This window comes from Qipengyuania aestuarii (assembly GCF_019711535.1).
Lineage (GTDB): Bacteria > Pseudomonadota > Alphaproteobacteria > Sphingomonadales > Sphingomonadaceae > Qipengyuania > Qipengyuania aestuarii.
This window is the reverse complement of sequence record NZ_JAIGNP010000002.1, coordinates 805,990-826,089: the sequence shown is the minus strand read 5'-3', so window position 1 is coordinate 826,089 and position 20,100 is coordinate 805,990. Positions and strand designations below refer to the sequence as shown.

Genomic DNA, 20,100 nt, shown 5'->3' with positions numbered 1-20,100 from the left:
TGGTCGCGCTGCTGCGACTAGGGAATTCGGCGATGAATGAGAACCCCCGCCTTGCAACGCCCGACGCCGATACCGATCCGGGCGAAGTCACCCAAGCCCAAACACGCGCCGAAGAGCAGGAAAGCTGGGGCGATTTCCTGAAGTTCCTGCTCAAGCTCGTGGTGATCGTGCTGATCTTCCGCAGCTTCATCTTCTCGCCCTTCACCATCCCCAGCGAAAGCATGCTGCCGGGCCTCAGAAACGGCGATTATCTGGTCGCCGCCAAATGGCCCTATGGCTATTCGCGCCTCTCGCTCCCGCTGGAAGTGCCGCTGATCCCGGGCCGCATCTTCGCCAGCCTGCCCGAGCGCGGCGACGTGGTGATCTTCAAGCATCCGGTCGACGGCACGGATTACGTCAAGCGCGCGATCGGACTGCCGGGTGATACCATCGCCATGCGCGGCGGCACGGTCTATCTCAATGGCGATCCCCTGCCGCAGGAGCGGGGCAGCTTCGTCGACATCCCGATGAGCGCGAATACCAACTGCCGGTCCGATGGCGGCACTGTCGTCGACGGCAATCTGTGCCGTTACCGCCAGGTGATCGAGACGCTGCCCTCGGGCAAGAGCTACCGGACGATCGATTTCGGTCGGTCGATGCAGGATGATTTCGATCCGATCGTGGTCCCTTCCGACAAGATCTTCGTCATGGGCGACAATCGCGACAATTCGCTCGACAGCCGCTTCCCGCCCCAGTCCGGCGGCGGCGTAGGCCTGGTCGATGCGGATCTTTTGGTGGCGCGCGCAACGATGGTGCTGTGGTCGACCGACGGCAGCGCCGAATGGCTGCTGCCCTGGACATGGTTCACGGCCGCGCGCTGGGACCGCATCGGAAGCACGCTGTGAGTACGCTCGATCCGGCAGCCCGCGAATGGCTCGATGCCAACGGCTTTACCGTCGGTGACGAAAGCCTGTGGCAGGCCGCACTGACTCACGGCAGCATGGGCGAAAAACAGGATTACGAACGGCTCGAATTCCTCGGTGACCGCGTGCTCGGCCTGTCTATCGCCCACTGGCTCTACGGCGAAAGCAATGCGCCCGAGGGCAAACTTGCCCAGCGTCTCAACGCGATCGTCAGCCGCGAGATGTGCGCCACCGTGGCGCGCGGGATCGGGCTTGGCGATCACATGCGCATTTCGAAACAGGCCCGCGCGGACGGCGGCAGGGACAGCGAGAATATCCTCGGCGATGTGATGGAAGCCCTGCTCGGCGCGCAGTTCCTCGAAAACGGGTTCGAGGCTTCGCGCGAACTGGTACACCAGCTCTGGCGGCCCGCGCTCGAAAGCGGTGCCGGCGAAAGCAAGCATCCCAAGAGCGCGCTGCAGGAATGGGCGGCCGGCAATCGCCGCAAGCCGCCCGAATACGAAGTCGTCGACCGGTCGGGGCCCGATCACGCCGCCCAGTTCACTGTGCGCGTCAGCGTGCACAAGGTTGGCGAAGCCACGGCCACAGCCGGCAGCAAGGGCGAAGCCGAAAAGGCCGCCGCCAAGAAATTCATGGAGAAATACGGATGAGCGACGCCACCACGAAATGCGGCCTCGTCGCAGTCATCGGCGCGCCCAATGCGGGCAAGTCCACGCTGGTGAACCAGCTGGTCGGCCAGAAGGTCGCGATCACCAGCGCCAAGGCCCAGACCACGCGGGCGCGCATGCTCGGCATCGCGCTGCACGATGATACCCAGATGATCCTGGTCGATACGCCGGGCATCTTCGCGCCCAAGCGGCGGCTCGACCGGGCGATGGTCAGCGCGGCGTGGGAAGGCGCGGAAAGCGCCGATGCCGTGCTGCTGATGGTCGATCCGATCAAGCAGCGCCGCCACGAACTCGAACCGCTGATCGAAGCGCTGAAGGACCGCCCGGAACGCAAGATCCTCGTTCTCAACAAGGTCGATGCGGCGAAGAAGGAGCCGCTGCTGGCGCTGGCGCAGGAGCTGGGCGAGAAGGTCGAATTCGAAACGGTCTATTTCGTCTCCGCCCTCACCGGAGACGGCGTGCCCGAACTGAAAGATGCGCTCGCCCAGCTGATGCCCGAAGGCCCGTGGATGTATCCCGAAGACCAGGTCTCGGACGCCTCCGAGCGCCTCCTTGCCACCGAGATCACGCGCGAACAGCTCTATAAGCAGCTCCACGAAGAACTGCCCTACGACAGCGCCGTGCGACCCGAGAAATACGTCCAGCGCCCTGATGGCAGCGTGGAAATCCACCAGCAGATCGTGGTCATGCGCGACAACCAGCGCGCCATAGTGCTCGGCAAGGGCGGCAGCCGCATCAAGGCCATCGGCCAGGCCGCGCGCGAAGAACTGAGCGAACTGCTAGGCCAGAAGGTCCACCTGTTTCTGCATGTCAAGACCGACGAACGCTGGAGCGAGGACAAGGAAATGTTCGAGGAAATGGGGCTGGAGTGGAAGAACTAGCTACCGCTTTTTCGCAACCTTGATCTTGTTCTTCTTGGCGAAATCCTTGGTGGATTCCTCGCTGCGGCCCAGCGCCTTGGCAATCTGCTTGAGCCCCTGACCCTTGGCCGCGAGGGTGCGGAGTTGCCCCGCCTCCTCGCCGGTCCAGGGTTGTTTGTGCCGCTCGAACCGTTCCTTGCTCATCAGTCGGCCTGCTTCTTGGCCGCAGCTTTCTTTGCCGGAGCCTTCTTCGCCGGCGCCTTCTTCGCGGCAGGCTTTTTCTTCGGCGCCGCCTTCTTCTTCGCCGGTGCTTTCTTGGCTTTCTTCTTCGCCGGCCCCTTTGCCGCCCGCGCGTCGATCAGTTCGACCGCCTGCGCTTCGCTCAGATCCTCAGGCTTCATGTCCTTGGGGATGGTCGCGTTGGTCGTCCCGTCGGTGACATAGGGGCCGTAGCGCCCCGGCATGACCTTCATCTCGCCGCCGCTGGTCGGATGTTCGCCCAGCGTCTTGATCGGCTCTGCCTTGCCCCTTCCGCGGCCACCCTTCTGCGCAGCCGACTGCGCGAGGAGATCGACAGCACGGTTCATGCCGATGTCGAAGATTTCCGCCGTGTTCTGCAGCTTGCCATAGGTTCCTTCGTGCCGGACCGCCGGCCCATAGCGCCATAGGCCGGCCTCGATATCCTTGCCGGTTTCCGGATGCTGCCCGATGATGCGCGGCAGGCTCAAGAGCTTGAGCGCCCATTCGAGGCCGAAATCGTCGATGTCCTTCGGGATGCTGGCGCGCTTGGCTTCCTTGCCCTCGCCCAGCTGGACATAGGGGCCGAAGCGCCCGGTCTTGCGCTCGACCGGGAGGCCGGTGTCGGGATCCTCGCCCAGGACGCCGTCATTCGCGCCATCGTCGCCATCGCTGCCGGGCTTGGCGAATTGGCGGGTGAACTTGCATTCCGGATAGTTCGCACAGGCGACGAATGCCCCATAGCGGCCACCGCGCAGTGCCAGCCTGCCACCGTCGCGGCCTTCGGCCTCGCACAGCGGGCAATGCCGCGGATCCTTGCCATCCGCGCGTTCCGGGAAGAGATAGTCAGACAGGAAGCCGTCCAGCACCTCGGTCACTTCGGAAGGCTTCTTTTCCATTACCTCTTCGGTCTTGGGTTTGAAGTCCTTCCAGAACTCGGCGAGAAGCTTTTTCCATTCCTCGCGCCCGTCGGAAACCGTGTCGAGCTCGTCTTCCATTCCGGCGGTGAAATCGAAGGCGACATAGCGTTCGAAGAACCGTTCGAGGAAGGCCGTCAGCAGCCGCCCGGATTCCTCGGCGAAGAAGCGGTTCTTCTCCATCCGGACATAGGCGCGGTCGCGCAGGGTCTGGATGGTCGAGGCATAGGTCGAAGGCCGGCCGATGCCGAGTTCTTCCAAGCGTTTCACCAGGCTCGCTTCGCTGAAACGCGGCGGTGGCTGGGTGAAATGCTGGTTCGCCTCGACAGCCTTCTTGAGCGGGCTGTCACCCTTGCTCATGTTCGGGAGCAGGCCGTCCTCGTCATCGTCCGAAGGCTCGTCGCGGCCTTCCTGATAGACGGCGAAATAGCCCGGGAACTTGACCACTTGGCCGGTCGCACGCAGCTCGTGCTTGCCGGTGCCGTCGCGCAGCGTGATCGTCGTCCGCTCGAGATTCGCCGACGCCATCTGGCTCGCCATCGCACGCTTGAAGATGAGATCGTAAAGCTTCGCCTCATCGCCGCTGCCGGCACGATCTTTCTTGAAATCGGTCGGGCGAATTGCCTCGTGGGCCTCCTGCGCGTTCTTGGCCTTGGTCGAATAGAACCGCGGCTTGTCGGGCAGGTAATAGGCGTCGTAGCGATCGGCGATCGCCTTGCGGCAGGCATCGATCGCGCTCGGGTCCATCTGCACACCGTCGGTACGCATGTAGGTGATCGCACCCGCTTCATACAGCGACTGCGCCAGCCGCATGGTGTGGCTGGCCGAAAAGCCCAGCTTGCGGGCGGCTTCCTGCTGCAGGGTCGAGGTGGTAAACGGCGGCGCGGGGCTGCGCTTGAGCGGCTTGGTCTCGATATCCTCGACCGTGAAGCGCGCCTCCTCGACAGCCTTTTGCGCCGCCTTGGCACTACCCTCATCGCCCAGCGTCAGCTTCTGCAGCTTCTGCCCGTCGAATTTGACGAGCCGCGCGTCGAACGCGGTTCCGTCCTGCTCCAGCTTGGCGAGGACCGACCAGTATTCATCGGCCCTGAACTGCTCTATCTCCGTTTCCCGGTCTACGATCAGGCGGAGCGCGACCGACTGCACGCGGCCCGCACTCTTTGCCCCCGGCAAACGGCGCCACAGCACCGGCGACAGGGTAAAGCCATACAGATAATCCAGCGCACGGCGCGCGAGATAGGCATCGATCAGATCCTGATCCAGCGCGCGGGGCGCCTTCATCGCATCGGTCACGGCCTGCTTGGTGATGGCGTTGAAGGTAACGCGATCAACCTTGTCCGGCAGCGCCTTTCGTTTCTGCAGCAGTTCACGAACATGCCAGCTGATGGCTTCGCCTTCGCGATCAGGGTCGGTCGCGAGAACGAGGCGGTCCGCCTTCTTGGCGTTGTCGGCGATTTCCTTGAAGCGGCTCTGCTTGTCCCGATAGAGTTCCCAGTCCATCGCGAAATCCTCGTCCGGGCGCACGCTGCCGTCCTTGGGCGGCAGGTCGCGGACATGGCCATAACTGGCGAGAACCTTGAAGTCCTTGCCGAGGTATTTCTCGATGGTTTTCGCCTTGGCGGGCGATTCTACGATAACGAGTTGCATTGTGGTCTGGGCAGTCCCTTACGTGTGTACGTGCGTATACGCGCGAAAATGGGGATCGGCCTCACATAGCGTCAAGCGTCTTTCTGCTGCCCCGTCCTTTCCGCAAAGTCCGGAGGCAGGATACACTTTCCGGCATCATATTGCCCGACCGCTCGAATTACCTCGTTCTTCTCCGGTTCGATGCGGCGACCGGAAAGCTGGCTGTCGATCACGCGGCGGAGCAATTGATCGAGCCGGGTCACGAGATAGCAGTCGATCGCAGGCTTGGCATGCGGATTGCCGATCCCGCTGTCATCGGTGAGGAAGGTGTAACGGGACTGGGTGGCCGCCGCCATGGCGCGCATTATATATTCCGCCACATCGGCGACGCCCGATGCGCCCACCGGAATTACATGGACACGCTCGGCCCGCAGATGCTCGGCAGCAAGCCAGGTGCGGGGAATGTCGCGATCATGCGGCGGTGCGTCGCCGACCAGCAACAGCGACTTTACCGCATCGTCGCGCCAGTTCAGCCCGGCCGCGCGAACCAGCGCGTCCTGCATCGCTTCTTCGTAATCTCCCCCGCCACCGGCATATTGCGCAGCAAGACGGGTCTGGGCACGGACCACATCGCTATCGAAGTCGAACGTCTTGGTGATGAAATCGTCACCCTCGTCGCGATAGAAACTGAAGGCCACGCGAATATCGATATCCTCGTGGCGCGCCTCCAGCGAATTGAGGATCGAGCGCAGTTCCGCCTGGAGGAACCGCAGTTCGTCACTCATCGATCCGGTCACATCCACGACAAGCGCGATGTCCAGCTTGCGCACCGGCCCGGCATTGTCATGGGTCTGGATGGTGATGCTCTGCGCCCCGGCATCTGCCGCAAGCCGCATCGAACGCCACTCTCCTGCGCCAGCGCGCACCCATACCGTCTCGCTCAGCCGATCAAGGCCGGGGAAGAAAACCGCGCTGCCATCGGCAACCGAATTGAGCACGATCGAATTGCCGTCTTCGCACCGCAACTCGATGGGAAGGAACGGAACCGCCCGTCCCCGCGAATCCTTGGCCTCGACCCGCAGGACCCGCGAAGTGTCCAGCAGCGGCAGAGCCGCGATACGCTGACCAAGGTCTGATTGCCGCACGTAAGCGGCATAGAGTTCGGGATTGAGCAGATCGTCATGCTCGCCAGCGGTGAGGAGTCCGCTCTGCGGATTGGGCTGAGGCGGACGCGGCATGACCGGTCGCGTATATCCTGGCATGGCGCTGGCGGGGGCCCTGCCCTCGGCTTCTTCGACATCCATGGTCGATTCTTCCGATGCAGAGCTTTCGCCACTACGGCTCACGCGCGCACCAGTGACCACGATCCGCTCGTCTGCACCGGCAGAAGGCGGCGGGGGTGGTGGCGGAGGTGGAGGTCCAGGTGGCGCCGCGGGAGGCGGGGGCGATGCGACAGCCATGGCAACCGGGGGCGGCACGGATCGGACAGGTTGCTGCTGATTGACAATCGCTTCCCGGCCAAGGTCGGGCAGTGCTTCAGGCGTCCGGCAATATCCCCTTTCGGCAACTGAATTGCCGCTGCGGGCCGCGGTATCTGTCTGCGCCTGTAGCGCCATGGGGACAGGGACCAGCAATGATACCGAACACGCGGTGGCCAGGATTTTCCTCATCAAGATACTCCCCCAATCTCTGATGCGATGAAACTGTATCACATAAATCCGCGAACAGGGATTAACCGCTCCTGACTTGTCATCGGTGCGTTGAGAGACGTTTGCTTCAATCCCGCAGACGCGCGATTTTCAGCAAGCGACGCGCCAGCAGCTTTGGCGCCCATCGAAGCGCAAGTTGGCGTGATGTCATCACCGCGGTTTTTTCCGATATGGTGTAAAACGCTGGCTTTCGATCGGTGCAGATCTGGAAGCTCAACGAAAAATCATCCGGCTTGAACAATCCCGCGGACACGGCGAGTTCAGGACCATCCTGCGGCCGGTGGAAGATCGCCGATCCGCATCTCGCGCAGAAACCCCGCTCCGCGAAGGGGGAAGATCTGAAGACCTCCAGAGTGTCGCCTTCCACCGTGGCGTCGGGCGCCTGGACCGCCATCCACGGGCCGCTGCACCAATGCCGGCAGGTATCGCAATGGCATACCCCGACCTCCACTTTCGAAGCAGGGATAGTCACCAAGATGCGGCCGCACAGGCATCGCCCCCGCCGCATCTTTGGGTCGGTCATTTCAGGCTGACCTTGCCGGCGGCATGTCGCTCCAGCCTTCCGGCGATTTCCAGTTCCAGCAGCGCGAGCTGGACCGATGCCGCCCCCTGCCCCGATTGACGAACCAGTTCATCGACACTGACCGGCGCCGTGGTCAGCAGGCTTGCGATATCCGCTGGATCGGCTTCAGCCAGTTCTTCCGGCTCGAAATCGAACTGTACCGCCTGCTCGCGAAAACTCGAACGCGGCGCACCATCGAAGGACGAAAGCAATTCCAGCACATCATCGGGCGACTGGACCAGCACCGCACCTTCGCGGATAAGATGGTTGCAGCCATGGCTGCGCGCTTCGAGCGGGCTGCCGGGAATGGCCATCACTTCACGGCCCGCTTCCCCCGCCAGCCGCGCCGTGATCAGGCTGCCCGATTTGATGGCGGCTTCCACCACCAGCGTGCCCCCCGCCAGCCCGGCAATGATCCGGTTCCGGCTCGGGAAATGACTTCCGCGTGGCTCTGTGCCCGGCGGCTGTTCGGCGATCAGCAGGCCCTCTTGCGCGATACGCTTTTGCAAGTCGCTGTGCTGCGGAGGATAGGCGATGTCGATGCCGCTGGCGATCACTCCGATGGTGGCAGGCATGGCCCCTTCATGGGCGGCCCCATCGATCCCGCGCGCCAGACCCGAAACCACCGTAAACCCCGCCTCCGCAAGACCCGCGGCGAAATCGCGGGCAAGCTTGACCGCCGCCGCGCTCGCATTGCGCGCACCAACCATCGCCACACATGGCTTGGCCGCCAGGGAAAGATTACCCCGGCATGTCAGGATCGGAGGTGCGCTGTCGATCTGTGCCAGCAGATCCGGATAATCGGGCTGGTCGTGAAACAGATATTTTGCGCCTGCCTTGCGGACGCCGTCGACTTCTCGCTCGATCTTTTCGACCGGGGCGGCGCGATATTGCCGACCCGATTTCCCGCCCATCTCCGGCAGGGCGTCGAGTGCGTCGACCGCCGTACCGAAGCGGGCGAGCAGCATGGCATAGCTCACCGGGCCGATATGCGGCGACCGGAGCAGGCGGATACGGGCAAACGCCTCGGCCTGCGACAGGCTAGCCGGGGCCGGATGCACCGCCTCGTTCACTTGGAGGAGCCGACTTTCGGCTCGGTCCCTGCCATCAGCCTGCGGATATTTTCGCGATGGAGCCAGATGACGAGCAGCGCGATCAGCGACAGTACCACGGTGTAAGCAGGCCAGCCGAAGATGAGCGCCGCTATCGCGGCGGCCACCACGGCGGACATTCCGGCGAGCGAGCTGATGCGGGTAATCGCCAGCAAGCCGAGCCAGACGATGGCGTAGACGACGCCCAATTGCCAGGCCAAGCCGAAGCAGACGCCCGCATTGGTCGCCACGCCCTTGCCGCCCTTGAAGCCGAGCCAGACTGGAAAGCAGTGGCCGATGACTGCGAACAGCGCCGCCCAGCCCACCGCTTCGGGGAAGAACTGCTTTGCCAGCAGCACGGGCAGCAAGCCCTTGGCAAGATCGAGCAGCAAGGTCGCCGCCGCCAGCCATTTGCTGCCGGTGCGAAGGACATTGGTGGCACCGATATTGCCGCTGCCCTGCTGGCGGATGTCGCCCTTGCCCGCCAACCTGGCGAGGATGAGGCCGAAGGGGATCGAACCCAGCGCGTAGCCCAGCAGCGCGGCCCAAAGCGCGTTGACTGTCAAATCGATGCCGATATCCATTACTTTTCCCTAACCGTTCGCCCCGAGCTTGTCGAAGGGCCGTACTTCCTTTTAAGACCGATTTGGAAGAAAAAAGCAGGGCGTCGACATGCCAGCCTCCAACGGCCCGCCCATAACGGATTGTCAGCCTTGAACGCCAATTCCCCCATCCTGATTTTCGACTCCGGCGTCGGCGGGCTCACCGTGCTCGGTGAACTGCGCAAGGCGCTGCCCGATGCGCCGGTGATTTACGCCGCCGATATGGCCGGCCTGCCCTATGGCGCGAAGAGCGAAGCGGAAATCGCCGCGCGAGTGTCGGGCCTGCTCGGCCGCATGGCGGAGCGGTACCGACCGCGGCTGATCTGCATCGCCTGCAACACCGCATCGACCATCGCTCTGGGCATGGTCCGCGACGTGCTGGAAATCCCGATCGTGGGCACTGTCCCCGCGATCAAGCCCGCCGCGGCCCTGACCCGCAGCGGCACTATGGGCCTCCTCGGCACCGAGGCCACCATGCGGCAGGTCTACGTCGACAATCTGGAACGGGAGTTCGCCGTCGGCAAGACGCTGCTTCGCCACGGCGCGAACGGACTTGTGCCCTTGGCAGAGGCCAAGCTGCGCGGGGAGAAAGTCAGCGTGGGCGCAGTGGCGGACGAGGTGAAGGCGCTGGTCCTCCAGCCCGGCGGGCGCGACCTCGATACCGTGGTGCTCGCCTGCACCCATTTCCCGCTGCTCGAACCCGAACTGCGCGAAGCGATGGGCGCGGACATTACCTTCGTTCATGGCGCGGAAGGCATTGCCAGCCGCATCGCCTATCTCACCCGCGATCACAGCTTCGAACGCGAAGGGCCCGACTTTGCCGTCACGACCGGTGAACTTGCCGATTTCGAAAAGCTCGATCGGGCCTTCGCCAATTACGGCATTGAGGTGCTCGAAAAGTTCTGAATTTGTTGCGAATGGATCGCAAAGATCGCGGTAGCAAAAGCTGCGTGGTTTCCCTATGTGCGCCCCTGTATCCAGCCGCGCAAAGGGCGGCGCAGAACGGGCCGGTGCCTCGTGAATTACGACCAGATTTTCGATGAAGCCATTGGACGCCTCCATACGGAAGGCCGCTATCGGGTGTTCATCGACATTATGCGCAACAAGGGCGCTTTCCCCAATGCGCGCTGTTTTCATGGCCATAACGGCCCCAAGCCGATCACGGTCTGGTGCTCGAACGACTACCTCGCCATGGGCCAGCATCCCAAGGTCATCGAAGCGATGGAAAATGCGCTGCACGATGTCGGCGCGGGATCGGGCGGGACTCGCAACATTGGCGGGAATACGCATTTCCACGTAGAGCTGGAGCGCGAGCTGGCCGATCTTCACGGCAAGGACGGCGCGCTGCTGTTCACCAGCGGCTATGTCTCGAACGACGCTACGCTGTCGACGCTGGCCAAGCTGCTGCCCGGCTGCATCATCTTCTCCGACGAACTGAACCACGCCAGCATGATCGCAGGCATCCGCAATTCCGGCTGCGAGAAGCGCGTCTTCCGCCACAACGATCTCGACCATCTGGAACAGCTGCTGGCCGCCGAAGATGCCGATACGCCCAAGCTGATCGCATTCGAGAGCGTCTATTCGATGGACGGCGATGTCGCCCCCATCCACGACATCTGCGACCTTGCCGAAAAATACAACGCTCTGACCTATATCGACGAAGTCCATGCGGTCGGCATGTACGGCAAGCGCGGCGGCGGCATTTCCGAACGCGACGAAGCTGCCCACCGCATCGACATCATCGAAGGCACGCTGGGCAAGGCATTCGGCGTCATGGGCGGCTATATCGCTGCCGATACCCGCGTGATCGACTGCATTCGCAGCTATGCCCCCGGGTTCATCTTCACCACCTCGCTCAGCCCGGTGCTGGTCGCGGGCGTTCTGGCCGCAGTGAAGCATCTCAAATCCTCGAGCGAGGAACGGGACGGCCAGCAGGCCGCCGCCGCGCTGCTGAAGGAAAAGATGCGTGAGGCCGGCCTCCCGGTCATGCCGTCGACCACGCATATCGTCCCGCTGATGGTGGGAGATCCGGTCCATGCCAAGAAGATCAGCGACATCCTGCTGGCCGAATACGGCGTCTATGTGCAGCCGATCAATTTCCCCACCGTACCCCGAGGGACCGAGCGTTTGCGCTTCACCCCGGGTCCTGCCCATTCGCCCGAAATGATGGACGATCTGGTCAGCGCGCTGGTGGAAATCTGGGACCGGATGGAACTGGAACTGGCGCAGGCTGCCTGATCCGTAAGGGATTTTGCCGCTCTGCCGCCCTGCGCTAGGGCTTCCTCGAGAGAGGAGTACAGATGAGCGGAAATCCCAGCCTTCCCTACGACGAAATCGTGCGGACGCGCCGCAGCATTCGCGGCTATCTCGACAAGCCAGTGCCGCGCAGCCTGATCGAGGAGATCCTGGCGCTCGCCATGCGTTCGCCGACCTCGATGAACACGCAGCCCTGGCATTTCCACGTCATCACCGGCGAACCGCTCGACCGTATCCGCAAGGGGAATACTGAGCGCATTCTGGCCGGTGAACCGGACAGCCGCGAATTCCGCCGCGGGGAACCGTTCGCTGGCGTTCATCGCGAACGACAGATCGGGGTGGCCAAACAGTTGTTCGGGGCGATGGGCATCGAGCGCGATGACAAGGATGCACGGCAGGATTGGGTGTTGCGCGGCTTTCGGCAGTTCGATGCACCGGTCTGCGTCATCGTCAGCTACGACCGCGAATTATCGGGCAGCGACGATACCGCCTTCGATTGCGGTGCTGTGACCACGGCCCTGGTCAATGCGGCATGGAGCCGCGGCCTCGGCTGCGTGATCAACTCGCAAGGCATCATGCAGAGCCCGGTGGTCCGCGAGCATGCCGGCATTCCGGACGATCAGATCATCATGAAGGCTGTGGCCATGGGGTGGCCCGACGAGAGCTTCCCGGCAAATGCCGTGGTCAGCGAACGTAAAAGCGTGGACGAAGCCGCGCGTTTCGTCGGCTTTCCATAAAAAAGGGGCAGCCGAACCGGCCGCCCCTTCGAATAACCAGAAAGGCCGGAATCAGACTTCGAGGCTTTTTTCGGCAATCTTGAGCTTGTGGCGCGCCATCGCGAGGTTTGCCTTCGCCTTGTCGAGAGCGAGATAGATGAAAAGGCCCTTGCCAGTCTCGCTCGTGAGGGGGCGGATCATGTGATACTGCGAGGTAAGAGTGATGAGGATGTCCTCGATCTCTTCCTTCAGACCCAGATCGGCCATGGTCTTCATCTTCGCGCGCATCACATTGGTGTTGCCGGCTGCCGCCACTTCGAGGTCGAGCGACTTGGTGTTGCCGCTGCTGGCGACCAGCATGCCGCTTTCGATGTCGACGATGGCAACGGCGAGCGCGCCGTCGATCGCCATGATATCTGCAAGTTTAGTGTCCATAAATGCTCCTAACGTGTCTTTCAGTTTCTTCAGTTTCGGATTGTTCGTTGCTTTTTGAGGGGCGTCGGGCTTGGCCGCGGCAGCCTGCTGCGACACGACCTTGAAGCCGATGAAGCCGACGACGGTATCGACGGTGCCGCTGTCACCCGTGCACGGCAGCACGATCGCGTGATAGGCGAGCTGCCGCCCGCTATCGTCTTCGAATTCGGCTTCGAACCCGATCGGGGCGAGGTTGGCGATGGGCTCCAGCGCATGCTCGGTTATCCGTGAGAGCAACGAAAGGCTCGGGACTTCCTTGATCACGATCGGAAGCGCCTTGCCTCCCATCTCGCGCGTCAGTTCGCCGCCGATATGCAGGATGGGAGACTGCCTGAAATTGTCGTCTATGCGAACGGCGAGCGCGTGCTCCTGAAGAGCCCCGTTGCCGAATTGGAGCACGTCCTTCCAATCCGGAAAACGGCCGACCGCCGCTCCCGCAGCCCATTCATCATAGGCATGCGTGACCAGCGCGCGATCCTTAACGCTCCCGCCATCCTGAAGGGGAGAACCGGCGGCTATTTCCAACTTGGGAGGGGTCTTGTTTGATGCGGCGCTTGGCATGGCTCGCCGCTACGGCGATAAGATTAAAAAATGCTTTTGCTTCAAACACCAGCTGATGAAAAATTTGGTGTGACAGGGCCTCACGGCAGCCGGCCGCAGCAGGCCGCGCGGCGCCAACGCAAGCGGGGTTACCATTCATGCCGAACAAGCCTGTAACCATCCGGATCTCAGCATTGCCGCATATTATCGTTTTCTTGGCGCGGAAACCTAAGTGGTGCCCCGCGTTCAGCTGATAACTGAAAATAAAAAGGGCAACGAAAGAACGATGAAAAAACTCGGCGAAAATTTTTGGATGATCCGCGGCGATTTACGTATCGGCGGCATGCTCAATGTCGGGACACAATGCTCGCTCGTCCGGTTGGAAAGTGGCAATTTCATCTTTCTCGACAGCTATACGCTCGACGACGAGACTCTCGCCGAAGTAAATCGTCTGACGAATGGCGGCCAGCATGTTTCGGCAATCGTTAACCTCCACCCTTATCACACGCTTCACTGCGAATGGATGCACGGCGCCTTTCCGCAGGCCAAGCTTTACGGAACACGGCGGCACGAAACCGAATTGCCGGATCTGCCGTGGCAGAACACCTATTGCGAGACGGAAGGGTTCAGCGACATCATCGGGCCTGAACTCCGGTTTTCGACGCCCGACGGGACTCGGCTTGTTTGCGAGGATGATACCGTCCATTTCGCTTCGGTCCTGGCGTACCACCCGCAAAGCGGGACAATCCATGTCGACGATACGCTGTCGCGTCTGAAGCTGCCCTTCCCGCTCTCGCTCTTGCCGATGTCCGGAAGGATCGCCTTTCATCCGAGTTTGGAAAAATCGCTACAGCCGGAAGCGGGTGCCGCAGACCGGTTCCGCGAATGGGCGATCCGTCTTGGCACCGACTGGGCCGAGGCGCGCCACCTGACCATGGCGCACAATACCGAAGTCGATCTGAAGCCCGATGGTTTCGCCGAGGTGATCGGCGAAGCACTGGGCCGGGTCAAACCCGTGCTCGACAAGCACCGCGAACAATACGGCTGATCATGGGCGGCGCAAGCAAGGGCAATCCGCGCAGCAACCGGATTGCCCTACTCGAACGAAAGGCGGCCGAGAGGCCTGTTGAAGGGCGCGAAACCCTTTCCGTCGACGAAAGGCGATCCTTCTGCGACGTATGGCTTGCGCATTAATGTGAAATTCACGCGAAAAGCGCGATTCCAGTCCGGCAAGTATCCCAAGGTTCACGATGCTCGCCGGAGTTTTTATGAAGAAGAATATTCTCCTCGTCGCCAGCGGTTCTTTCATGGCTCTTCATGGGGCATCTGCCGTTGCCCAGCAGGCTCCGCAGCACGCAGAACATGGAAACTTGGATGCGGCTCCTACCGCTCCCGACAAAGCCGCTCTTATGCCGCAGCAAGACAATCGCGGAGTTGATTTCATTCCGCGGCCCGATCCCGAGCAGGATGCGGGTGTGGACGAACTGGAGCCAGCGGAAGAGCAACGCGTGACCGAGCCTGCAATGGATCACTCTCATCACGAAGATGAAGGGACCAAAACAGCCGAGAAGAAATCCGATCCGCTCTGATTACTAGGTTTTACAAGGGCGCCCCTCTCTCCCCAACCCCAGGCGCCCATGCCGGACGTAACCCGGCCGACGGCTCGCGCTTCCCCCTAGGCGCGGGCCGTTTTCTTTCTTGCAGATGATATGCCGCAGGCAAACCCGCGCGCCTAGCGCAGGTTCACCACATTATCGACCGCAGGACGTGCGCGGCTGCCATCATAAAGGCTGGCCATCGGTTCGTCCGTCACGATCACACGCTCGGCAGCGCCGAAACCGTTGAAATCGGTCTTCATCGCCGCGCCATAAGCACCCAGCATGCCGATCTCGATGTAATCACCGGCCTGGATATCTTCCGGCAATGCGAAGGGACCCGGCATGTAATCGGCATCGTCGCAGGTCGGGCCGTAGAAAGCGAAATCCATTTCCGGCTTGATCAGATCGTCCTCGAGCGGGCGAACCGGGAATTTCCAGTCCACATGCGCGGCGTCGAACAATGCGCCATAAGCGCCGTCATTGATGTAGAGCTCTTCGCCGCGGCGCTTCTCAACCTTGACCACCAAGCTGGAATATTCGGCGCACAGCGCCCGGCCGGGTTCGCACCACAGTTCGGCGTTATAGGCGATCGGCAGAGCGTAGAAGTGCTGGTGGATGATCTTGAAATAGTCTTCCAGCGGCGGCGGCTCCATGCCCGGATAGACCGAAGGGAAGCCTCCGCCCACGTCGATCATATCGATCACCACCGAAGCTTCGGCAATCGCCGCGCGCGTGCGGTCGAGCGCCTGCACATAGGCATGCGGGCTCATCGCCTGGCTGCCGACGTGAAAACACACGCCCAGCCAGTCGGCATATTGGCGGGTTTCCTGCAGCAGCGCGGGCGCTTCGGTCAGATCGCAGCCGAACTTGCTGGCGAGGCTCAGTGCAGCGTGTTCAGAGGAGACGCGCAGGCGGACGCATAGGCGCAGATCGGCCGCCTCGCTGCCGTCTTCGGCGCGGGTTGCGTTGACGATCTTGGCCAGCTCTTCCGGCGAATCGAGGCTGAAGGTCTTCACGCCATGCTGGAAATAGGCTTCGCGGATCGCACCGGGCGATTTCACCGGATGCATGAAGCACAGCGTGGCATCGGGCAGGACCGAACGCACCATGCGTACTTCGGCGATCGAGGCGACATCGTAATGCGTTACGCCATTGTCCCACAGGATCTGCACGAGATCGGGCGAGGGATTGGCTTTCACGGCATAAAGCGATTTGCCCGGAAATTTTTCGACGAAGAAACGCGCCGCGCGCGCAGCGGCGTGCGGGCGGTTGAGAATGATCGGTTCGTCCGGCGAAAGAGTGCGGACTACAGCCTTGGCGTCTGGGAAATGCTGCAATTCAAGGGACCCCCTAAACGGTCTTTGCGGACCATGAAACGACAAGCTGCCTTGCGGTTAGGAAGTCCCCTTGGGGCAGCAGGAGGCGCGCATATAAATCCTGGTTCATGAAACGCAAGTGAATACCATGACCTTTGTCCGCAAGTTTTGCGGGCTGCTTCGGGGCTGAGGTGCGATGGGTCGTTCGCTCAGCTCAATCGGTCGCGGAAAGTGGCGTAGCCGAACTCCTTCACCAGCTCGAGCTGGTCGGTCTCGCTGTCCCACATATAGATGCTCGGCAGCTGGACGCCGTTGAAAGTATTGGTCTTCACCATCGAATAGTGCGCCTGGTCGAGGAAGGCGAAGCGCTTGCCCACCTCCGCCCCGCCTGGGATCCGATAGTCGCCGATCACGTCGCCCGCGAGGCAGGACGGCCCGCCGATGCGCACTTCGGGCGTGTCATGGTCGCTCGCCTCGCCCAGCATGGCCGGGCGATAAGGCGCCTCGATCACATCGGGCATGTGGCAGGTCGCCGAGACGTCGGCGATCGCGACCGGCAGGCCGTTATAGCCCGTGTCGAGAATCGTGCCGACCAGAATGCCTGCGTCGAGCGCCACCGCCTCGCCAGGCTCGAGATAGATTTCCGCGCCGGTATCGTCCTTCGCGTCCTTGAGAAATTCCACCAGTTCTTCGCGCTGATAGTCGGCGCGGGTGATGTGGTGGCCGCCGCCCATGTTGATCCACTTGAGCTGGTCGAACCACGGCTCGATCGCGTCGAACACGCGGTCCCAGGTCTGGATAAGCGGCTCCAGATCCTGTTCGCACAGATTGTGGAAATGGATGCCGTCGACCCCTTCCATCATCTCGGGCGTCAGCTGGTCGAGCGGGAAGCCGAGGCGGCTGCCCGGGCTGGAGGGATCGTAACGCGGCACTTCGCCCGTCGGCACCTGCGGATTGATGCGCAGGCCGACCTCGAAATTCTGACCGCTCGCGCGGGCATGATCGAGGATAAGCGCGGCGCGCTGCATCTGGCCGGGCGAATTGAAGATGACATGGTCGGACAGGCGGCAGACCTCGTCCAGTTCCTCTGGCTTGTAGGCCGCGCAATAGGTGCTGATCTCGCCGTCGTAGAACTCGCTCGCCAGCCGCGCTTCCCACAGGCCCGATGTGCAGACGCCGTCGAGATATTCGCCGATGATCGGGGCCGCGCTCCACATCGAGAAGGCCTTGAGGGCGGACAGCACCTTGATGTCCGCCTCGTCGCGTATTTCGGCGAGCACCTGGCAATTGGCGCGCAATTTCGCGGCATCAACCACGAAGGCGGGGCTGTCGACGCGGTCGAGGTCGAAATGGGCGAAGGCGCCCGGATCACCGGCTTTAGTTTCCATGGCAGCGCATCTAGGCGCCGCCGCCGCCAAGCGAAAGGGGGGACGTCAGCCCTCGTCTGCGACTCCGGCGGCGGCGAGTTCGAATTTCACCACGCGGCCCATCCCGCTGTCGATGAGATAGACGCTGCCATCGCGCCCCACGGCCACATCCTGGCCGATACTGTTGGCCGTGCGGTGATCGACGCCGACATCGAATACGCGTTCCAGCTCGCCGTCGGGGCGGTAGATACGCCCGATGGCGCCCGGCCGGTCCTGCCGGTCACGCCCCTCGATCACCAATATATAGCCGCTGCCCACGGGCTTAACGGCAAAGGGCTTTCCGCTTCTGTCGGCACCGATCTCGTCCTGCATTTCTCCGCTGGTCGAGAACACCCGGACGGTGCCCCCTGCGTCGGCGACATAGACGCGGTCGCCGTCTGCCGCGATCCCGCGCGCCTGGGCGACCCCGCCCCACTGCTCGAGGAAGTTGCCCGAGCGGTCGAACACGGCGATCCGGTTGTTGGAGAGGCCATCGCTCACCAGCACCCGGCCTTGGGAAAAGGCGACATCGACCGGCCCGCCGAAATGCTGCCCGTCGTCACCCGCAACGCCGCGTTCGCCGAGCACGAGCTCCTCAGCCCCCTCATGGTTGAAACGGAACACCTGCTGGCGTCCGGTATCGGTGATCCAGATCTTGTCGTCTTCGTCCACCGACAGGCCGCGAGGCTCCACAAAGGTATTTGCGCCCCACTTGCCCAGCAGCTTGCCATTGGCGGCGAGCATGAAGACGGTCGGCTCGGATATCGTCTCCGCACCTTCCCCATCCGTATCATCGTGCCCGGAGCGGTGAAGAATGAAGATATGCCCATGGCTATCGACATCGACCGCCATGGGTTCGCCGAACACGGCGCTGTCCGGCAGATCCGGCCAGCTTTCGTCGATCAAGACATGGGGCGCCTCTTCGCGCCCGCCCCTGCCGCCACTGCAGGCAGCAAGGGCGAGCGCGGAGACGAGAAGCGTTAGTCGAGGCATATTCCGTTTTCGATCCGGCCATCCTCGACGACGCCGAAGCAGCCGAAGAGTTGATCGTCGCGCTGGCAGATACCCGCGGTCGTTTCACCCGGCGGCGCGCCGACTGCGCCTTCGGCAATGCATTGTGCCTGACACTGATCGCTATCGGTGCAAGCCTTGCCCGCATCGGCATAGGGAACGACGCAGAGTTCGGTCTGCATCATACCCCGCCGTTCGACCATGCCGCCCTTGGCCATGCAGGCCTCGCGCTCTGCCGCGGTCATTGCCTGCGGATAGGCAGGCGACTCCGCTCGCGGATCGTCCTGCACCATCTCCGGGCCGCGTTCTTCCGTCGCGACACATCCCGCCAGGACCAGCGGCGCGAGCAGGAAAAGCCCCTTCATCCGCATCAGAAGTCCACCGGCCCGTCGAGTTCTTTCACCTGCCAGGGCAGACCGTGGTCGTTCAGCATGTCCATGAACGGATCGGGATCCATTTCTTCCATGTTGAACACGCCGTCACCTTCCCACTTGCCGGTCACGACCATGGCCGAACCGATCATTGCGGGAACGCCGGTGGTGTAGGAGACCGCCTGGTTGCCGGTTTCCTCGTAAGCCGCTTCGTGGCTGCAGATGTTGTTGATGTAGAAAGTCTTCTCGCCCGAACCGTCGAGCGCTTCGCCGGTCGCGATCACGCCGATGTTGGTGTTGCCCTTGGTCGTCTCGCCCAGCGTTTCGGGCTTGGGCAGTACGGCGGCGAGGAACTGGAGCGGGATGATGTCCTTGCCCTGATAACGGACCGGATCGATCCGCGTCATGCCGACATTCTGCAGCACGGTCAGATGCTTGATGTATTCATCGCCAAAGGTCATCCAGAAGCGCGCCCGCTCGAGCTCGGGATTGAACTTGGCGAGGCTTTCCAGCTCTTCGTGATACATCATGTACATGTTCTTCGGGCCGACCGCCTCGAAGTCGAATTCGACCTTCTTGCCCATGGCGGGGGTCTCGACGAATTCGCCGTTCTCCCAGTGGCGCGCGGGCGCGGTCACTTCGCGGATGTTGATTTCCGGGTTGAAATTGGTGGCAAAGGCCTGGCCGTGATCGCCGCCGTTGCAATCGAGAATGTCGAGCTGGCGGATGGTCTTCAGCTTGTGCTTCTTCAGCCACATGGTGAAAACGGATGTCACGCCCGGATCGAAGCCCGAACCCAGCAGCGCCATCAGGCCCGCTTCCTTGAAGCGATCGTGGTAGGCCCACTGCCATTTATATTCGAACTTCGCTTCGTCCTTGGGCTCGTAATTCGCCGTATCGAGGTAATCCACGCCCGCTTCGAGGCAGGCATCCATGATCGGCAAATCCTGATAGGGCAGCGCCAGATTCACCACCAGGCTGGGCTGGATCTTGCGGATCAGATTGATCATGGCGGGGACTTCTTCGGCGTCGATCTCGTAAGTCGCCACATCCACGCCGGTGCGATCTTTCACGCTGGCGGCGATGCTGTCGCATTTGGACTTGGTACGGCTGGCGAGATGAATGTCGGTGAAGATGTCCTTATTCATCGCCATCTTGTGAACGCAGACCGAGCTGACGCCGCCTGCACCGATGACCAGAACTGTCGACATGGATGAAACCTCTTGTGTGAATGAAAT

The 20,100-nt window shown here is 62.2% G+C and carries 20 protein-coding genes; 8 read left to right on the top strand and 12 right to left on the bottom strand.

The window, feature by feature from the left end; all coding sequences use genetic code 11:
• Nucleotides 1-32: 32 nt before the first annotated feature.
• Genes lepB through era form a run of 3 tightly spaced genes read left to right on the top strand, consistent with a single transcriptional unit; the run spans nucleotide 33 to nucleotide 2,451 of the window.
• On the top strand, nucleotides 33-884 hold the full coding sequence (gene lepB, locus K3175_RS09155) for a signal peptidase I (RefSeq protein WP_221543034.1): 852 nt from the start codon (nucleotides 33-35) through the stop codon (nucleotides 882-884).
• Nucleotides 881-1,552, top strand: a complete 672-nt coding sequence (gene rnc / locus K3175_RS09150; RefSeq protein WP_345719345.1) for a ribonuclease III — start codon at nucleotides 881-883, stop codon at nucleotides 1,550-1,552. The genes lepB and rnc overlap by 4 nt, the downstream gene beginning before the upstream one ends.
• A complete protein-coding gene (gene era, locus K3175_RS09145) occupies nucleotides 1,549-2,451 on the top strand; it encodes a GTPase Era (RefSeq protein WP_221543033.1) in 903 nt (300 codons plus the stop codon). Before rnc ends, era begins: the two co-directional genes overlap by 4 nt.
• Here era and K3175_RS09140 read toward each other — a convergent pair whose 3' ends face one another.
• The 6 genes from K3175_RS09140 to plsY form a co-directional block, all read right to left on the bottom strand.
• The gene (locus K3175_RS09140; protein ID WP_221543032.1) at nucleotides 2,452-2,634 is read right to left on the bottom strand and encodes a hypothetical protein; all 183 of its coding nucleotides are present in this window, start codon (nucleotides 2,632-2,634) and stop codon (nucleotides 2,452-2,454) included.
• A complete protein-coding gene (topA, locus tag K3175_RS09135; protein ID WP_221543031.1) occupies nucleotides 2,634-5,231 on the bottom strand; it encodes a type I DNA topoisomerase in 2,598 nt (865 codons plus the stop codon). The genes K3175_RS09140 and topA overlap by 1 nt, the downstream gene beginning before the upstream one ends.
• A 71-nt stretch (nucleotides 5,232-5,302) precedes the next feature.
• On the bottom strand, nucleotides 5,303-6,880 hold the full coding sequence (locus K3175_RS09130) for a vWA domain-containing protein (RefSeq protein WP_221543030.1): 1,578 nt from the start codon (nucleotides 6,878-6,880) through the stop codon (nucleotides 5,303-5,305).
• Between the two features lie 106 nt (nucleotides 6,881-6,986).
• Complete coding sequence (locus tag K3175_RS09125) at nucleotides 6,987-7,427, bottom strand: GFA family protein (protein WP_282098259.1); 441 nt, start codon at nucleotides 7,425-7,427, stop codon at nucleotides 6,987-6,989.
• An 11-nt stretch (nucleotides 7,428-7,438) separates the two neighbouring features.
• On the bottom strand, nucleotides 7,439-8,554 hold the full coding sequence (gene dprA / locus K3175_RS09120; protein WP_221543028.1) for a DNA-processing protein DprA: 1,116 nt from the start codon (nucleotides 8,552-8,554) through the stop codon (nucleotides 7,439-7,441).
• Nucleotides 8,551-9,156, bottom strand: a complete 606-nt coding sequence (gene plsY, locus K3175_RS09115) for a glycerol-3-phosphate 1-O-acyltransferase PlsY (protein ID WP_221543027.1) — start codon at nucleotides 9,154-9,156, stop codon at nucleotides 8,551-8,553. Before plsY ends, dprA begins: the two co-directional genes overlap by 4 nt.
• Nucleotides 9,157-9,285: 129 nt before the next feature.
• Between plsY and murI the strand changes: the two genes are divergently transcribed.
• From murI to K3175_RS09100, 3 genes are all read left to right on the top strand, one after another.
• Nucleotides 9,286-10,080: a glutamate racemase gene (murI, locus tag K3175_RS09110; RefSeq protein WP_221543026.1), complete on the top strand. Its 795-nt coding sequence runs from the start codon at nucleotides 9,286-9,288 to the stop codon at nucleotides 10,078-10,080.
• 111 nt (nucleotides 10,081-10,191) lie between these two features.
• On the top strand, nucleotides 10,192-11,412 hold the full coding sequence (gene hemA / locus K3175_RS09105; protein ID WP_221543025.1) for a 5-aminolevulinate synthase: 1,221 nt from the start codon (nucleotides 10,192-10,194) through the stop codon (nucleotides 11,410-11,412).
• Nucleotides 11,413-11,474: 62 nt separating this feature from the next.
• On the top strand, nucleotides 11,475-12,167 hold the full coding sequence (locus tag K3175_RS09100; protein ID WP_221543024.1) for a nitroreductase: 693 nt from the start codon (nucleotides 11,475-11,477) through the stop codon (nucleotides 12,165-12,167).
• 51 nt (nucleotides 12,168-12,218) lie between these two features.
• Here K3175_RS09100 and K3175_RS14185 read toward each other — a convergent pair whose 3' ends face one another.
• Nucleotides 12,219-13,145, bottom strand: coding sequence for a PAS domain-containing protein (locus tag K3175_RS14185; RefSeq protein WP_247710793.1), 927 nt, complete (start codon nucleotides 13,143-13,145; stop codon nucleotides 12,219-12,221).
• A gap of 301 nt (nucleotides 13,146-13,446) precedes the next feature.
• Between K3175_RS14185 and K3175_RS09090 the strand changes: the two genes are divergently transcribed.
• Both K3175_RS09090 and K3175_RS09085 read left to right on the top strand, forming a co-directional pair.
• Complete coding sequence (locus tag K3175_RS09090) at nucleotides 13,447-14,208, top strand: hypothetical protein (protein ID WP_221543023.1); 762 nt, start codon at nucleotides 13,447-13,449, stop codon at nucleotides 14,206-14,208.
• Between the two features lie 220 nt (nucleotides 14,209-14,428).
• The gene (locus K3175_RS09085; RefSeq protein WP_221543022.1) at nucleotides 14,429-14,749 is read left to right on the top strand and encodes a hypothetical protein; all 321 of its coding nucleotides are present in this window, start codon (nucleotides 14,429-14,431) and stop codon (nucleotides 14,747-14,749) included.
• 143 nt (nucleotides 14,750-14,892) lie between these two features.
• Here K3175_RS09085 and K3175_RS09080 read toward each other — a convergent pair whose 3' ends face one another.
• From K3175_RS09080 to K3175_RS09060, 5 genes are all read right to left on the bottom strand, one after another.
• Nucleotides 14,893-16,095 (bottom strand): type III PLP-dependent enzyme, encoded by a 1,203-nt coding sequence (locus tag K3175_RS09080; RefSeq protein ID WP_221543021.1) that lies wholly within the window; start codon nucleotides 16,093-16,095, stop codon nucleotides 14,893-14,895.
• A 188-nt stretch (nucleotides 16,096-16,283) separates the two neighbouring features.
• Complete coding sequence (locus tag K3175_RS09075; RefSeq protein WP_221543020.1) at nucleotides 16,284-17,462, bottom strand: carboxynorspermidine decarboxylase; 1,179 nt, start codon at nucleotides 17,460-17,462, stop codon at nucleotides 16,284-16,286.
• 45 nt (nucleotides 17,463-17,507) lie between these two features.
• On the bottom strand, nucleotides 17,508-18,473 hold the full coding sequence (locus tag K3175_RS09070) for an NHL repeat-containing protein (protein ID WP_221543019.1): 966 nt from the start codon (nucleotides 18,471-18,473) through the stop codon (nucleotides 17,508-17,510).
• Nucleotides 18,461-18,862 (bottom strand): hypothetical protein, encoded by a 402-nt coding sequence (locus tag K3175_RS09065; RefSeq protein ID WP_221543018.1) that lies wholly within the window; start codon nucleotides 18,860-18,862, stop codon nucleotides 18,461-18,463. The genes K3175_RS09070 and K3175_RS09065 overlap by 13 nt, the downstream gene beginning before the upstream one ends.
• Entirely contained in the window at nucleotides 18,862-20,073 is a 1,212-nt protein-coding gene (locus K3175_RS09060) for a saccharopine dehydrogenase family protein (protein WP_221543017.1), read from the bottom strand. Before K3175_RS09060 ends, K3175_RS09065 begins: the two co-directional genes overlap by 1 nt.
• Nucleotides 20,074-20,100: the final 27 nt, after the last annotated feature.

Bases quoted from the DNA above. Each gene is read 5' to 3' on its own strand.
- lepB (WP_221543034.1), top strand. From the start codon at position 33: ATGAATGAGAACCCCCGCCTTGCAACGCCCGACGCCGATACCGATCCG.
- era (WP_221543033.1), top strand. From the start codon at position 1,549: ATGAGCGACGCCACCACGAAATGCGGCCTCGTCGCAGTCATCGGCGCG.
- K3175_RS09140 (WP_221543032.1), bottom strand. From the start codon at position 2,634: ATGAGCAAGGAACGGTTCGAGCGGCACAAACAACCCTGGACCGGCGAG.
- topA (WP_221543031.1), bottom strand. From the start codon at position 5,231: ATGCAACTCGTTATCGTAGAATCGCCCGCCAAGGCGAAAACCATCGAG.
- K3175_RS09130 (WP_221543030.1), bottom strand. From the start codon at position 6,880: ATGAGGAAAATCCTGGCCACCGCGTGTTCGGTATCATTGCTGGTCCCT.
- K3175_RS09125 (WP_282098259.1), bottom strand. From the start codon at position 7,427: ATGCGGCGGGGGCGATGCCTGTGCGGCCGCATCTTGGTGACTATCCCT.
- plsY (WP_221543027.1), bottom strand. From the start codon at position 9,156: ATGGATATCGGCATCGATTTGACAGTCAACGCGCTTTGGGCCGCGCTG.
- K3175_RS09100 (WP_221543024.1), top strand. From the start codon at position 11,475: ATGAGCGGAAATCCCAGCCTTCCCTACGACGAAATCGTGCGGACGCGC.
- K3175_RS09090 (WP_221543023.1), top strand. From the start codon at position 13,447: ATGAAAAAACTCGGCGAAAATTTTTGGATGATCCGCGGCGATTTACGT.
- K3175_RS09085 (WP_221543022.1), top strand. From the start codon at position 14,429: ATGAAGAAGAATATTCTCCTCGTCGCCAGCGGTTCTTTCATGGCTCTT.
- K3175_RS09075 (WP_221543020.1), bottom strand. From the start codon at position 17,462: ATGGAAACTAAAGCCGGTGATCCGGGCGCCTTCGCCCATTTCGACCTC.
- K3175_RS09070 (WP_221543019.1), bottom strand. From the start codon at position 18,473: ATGCCTCGACTAACGCTTCTCGTCTCCGCGCTCGCCCTTGCTGCCTGC.
- K3175_RS09065 (WP_221543018.1), bottom strand. From the start codon at position 18,862: ATGCGGATGAAGGGGCTTTTCCTGCTCGCGCCGCTGGTCCTGGCGGGA.
- K3175_RS09060 (WP_221543017.1), bottom strand. From the start codon at position 20,073: ATGTCGACAGTTCTGGTCATCGGTGCAGGCGGCGTCAGCTCGGTCTGC.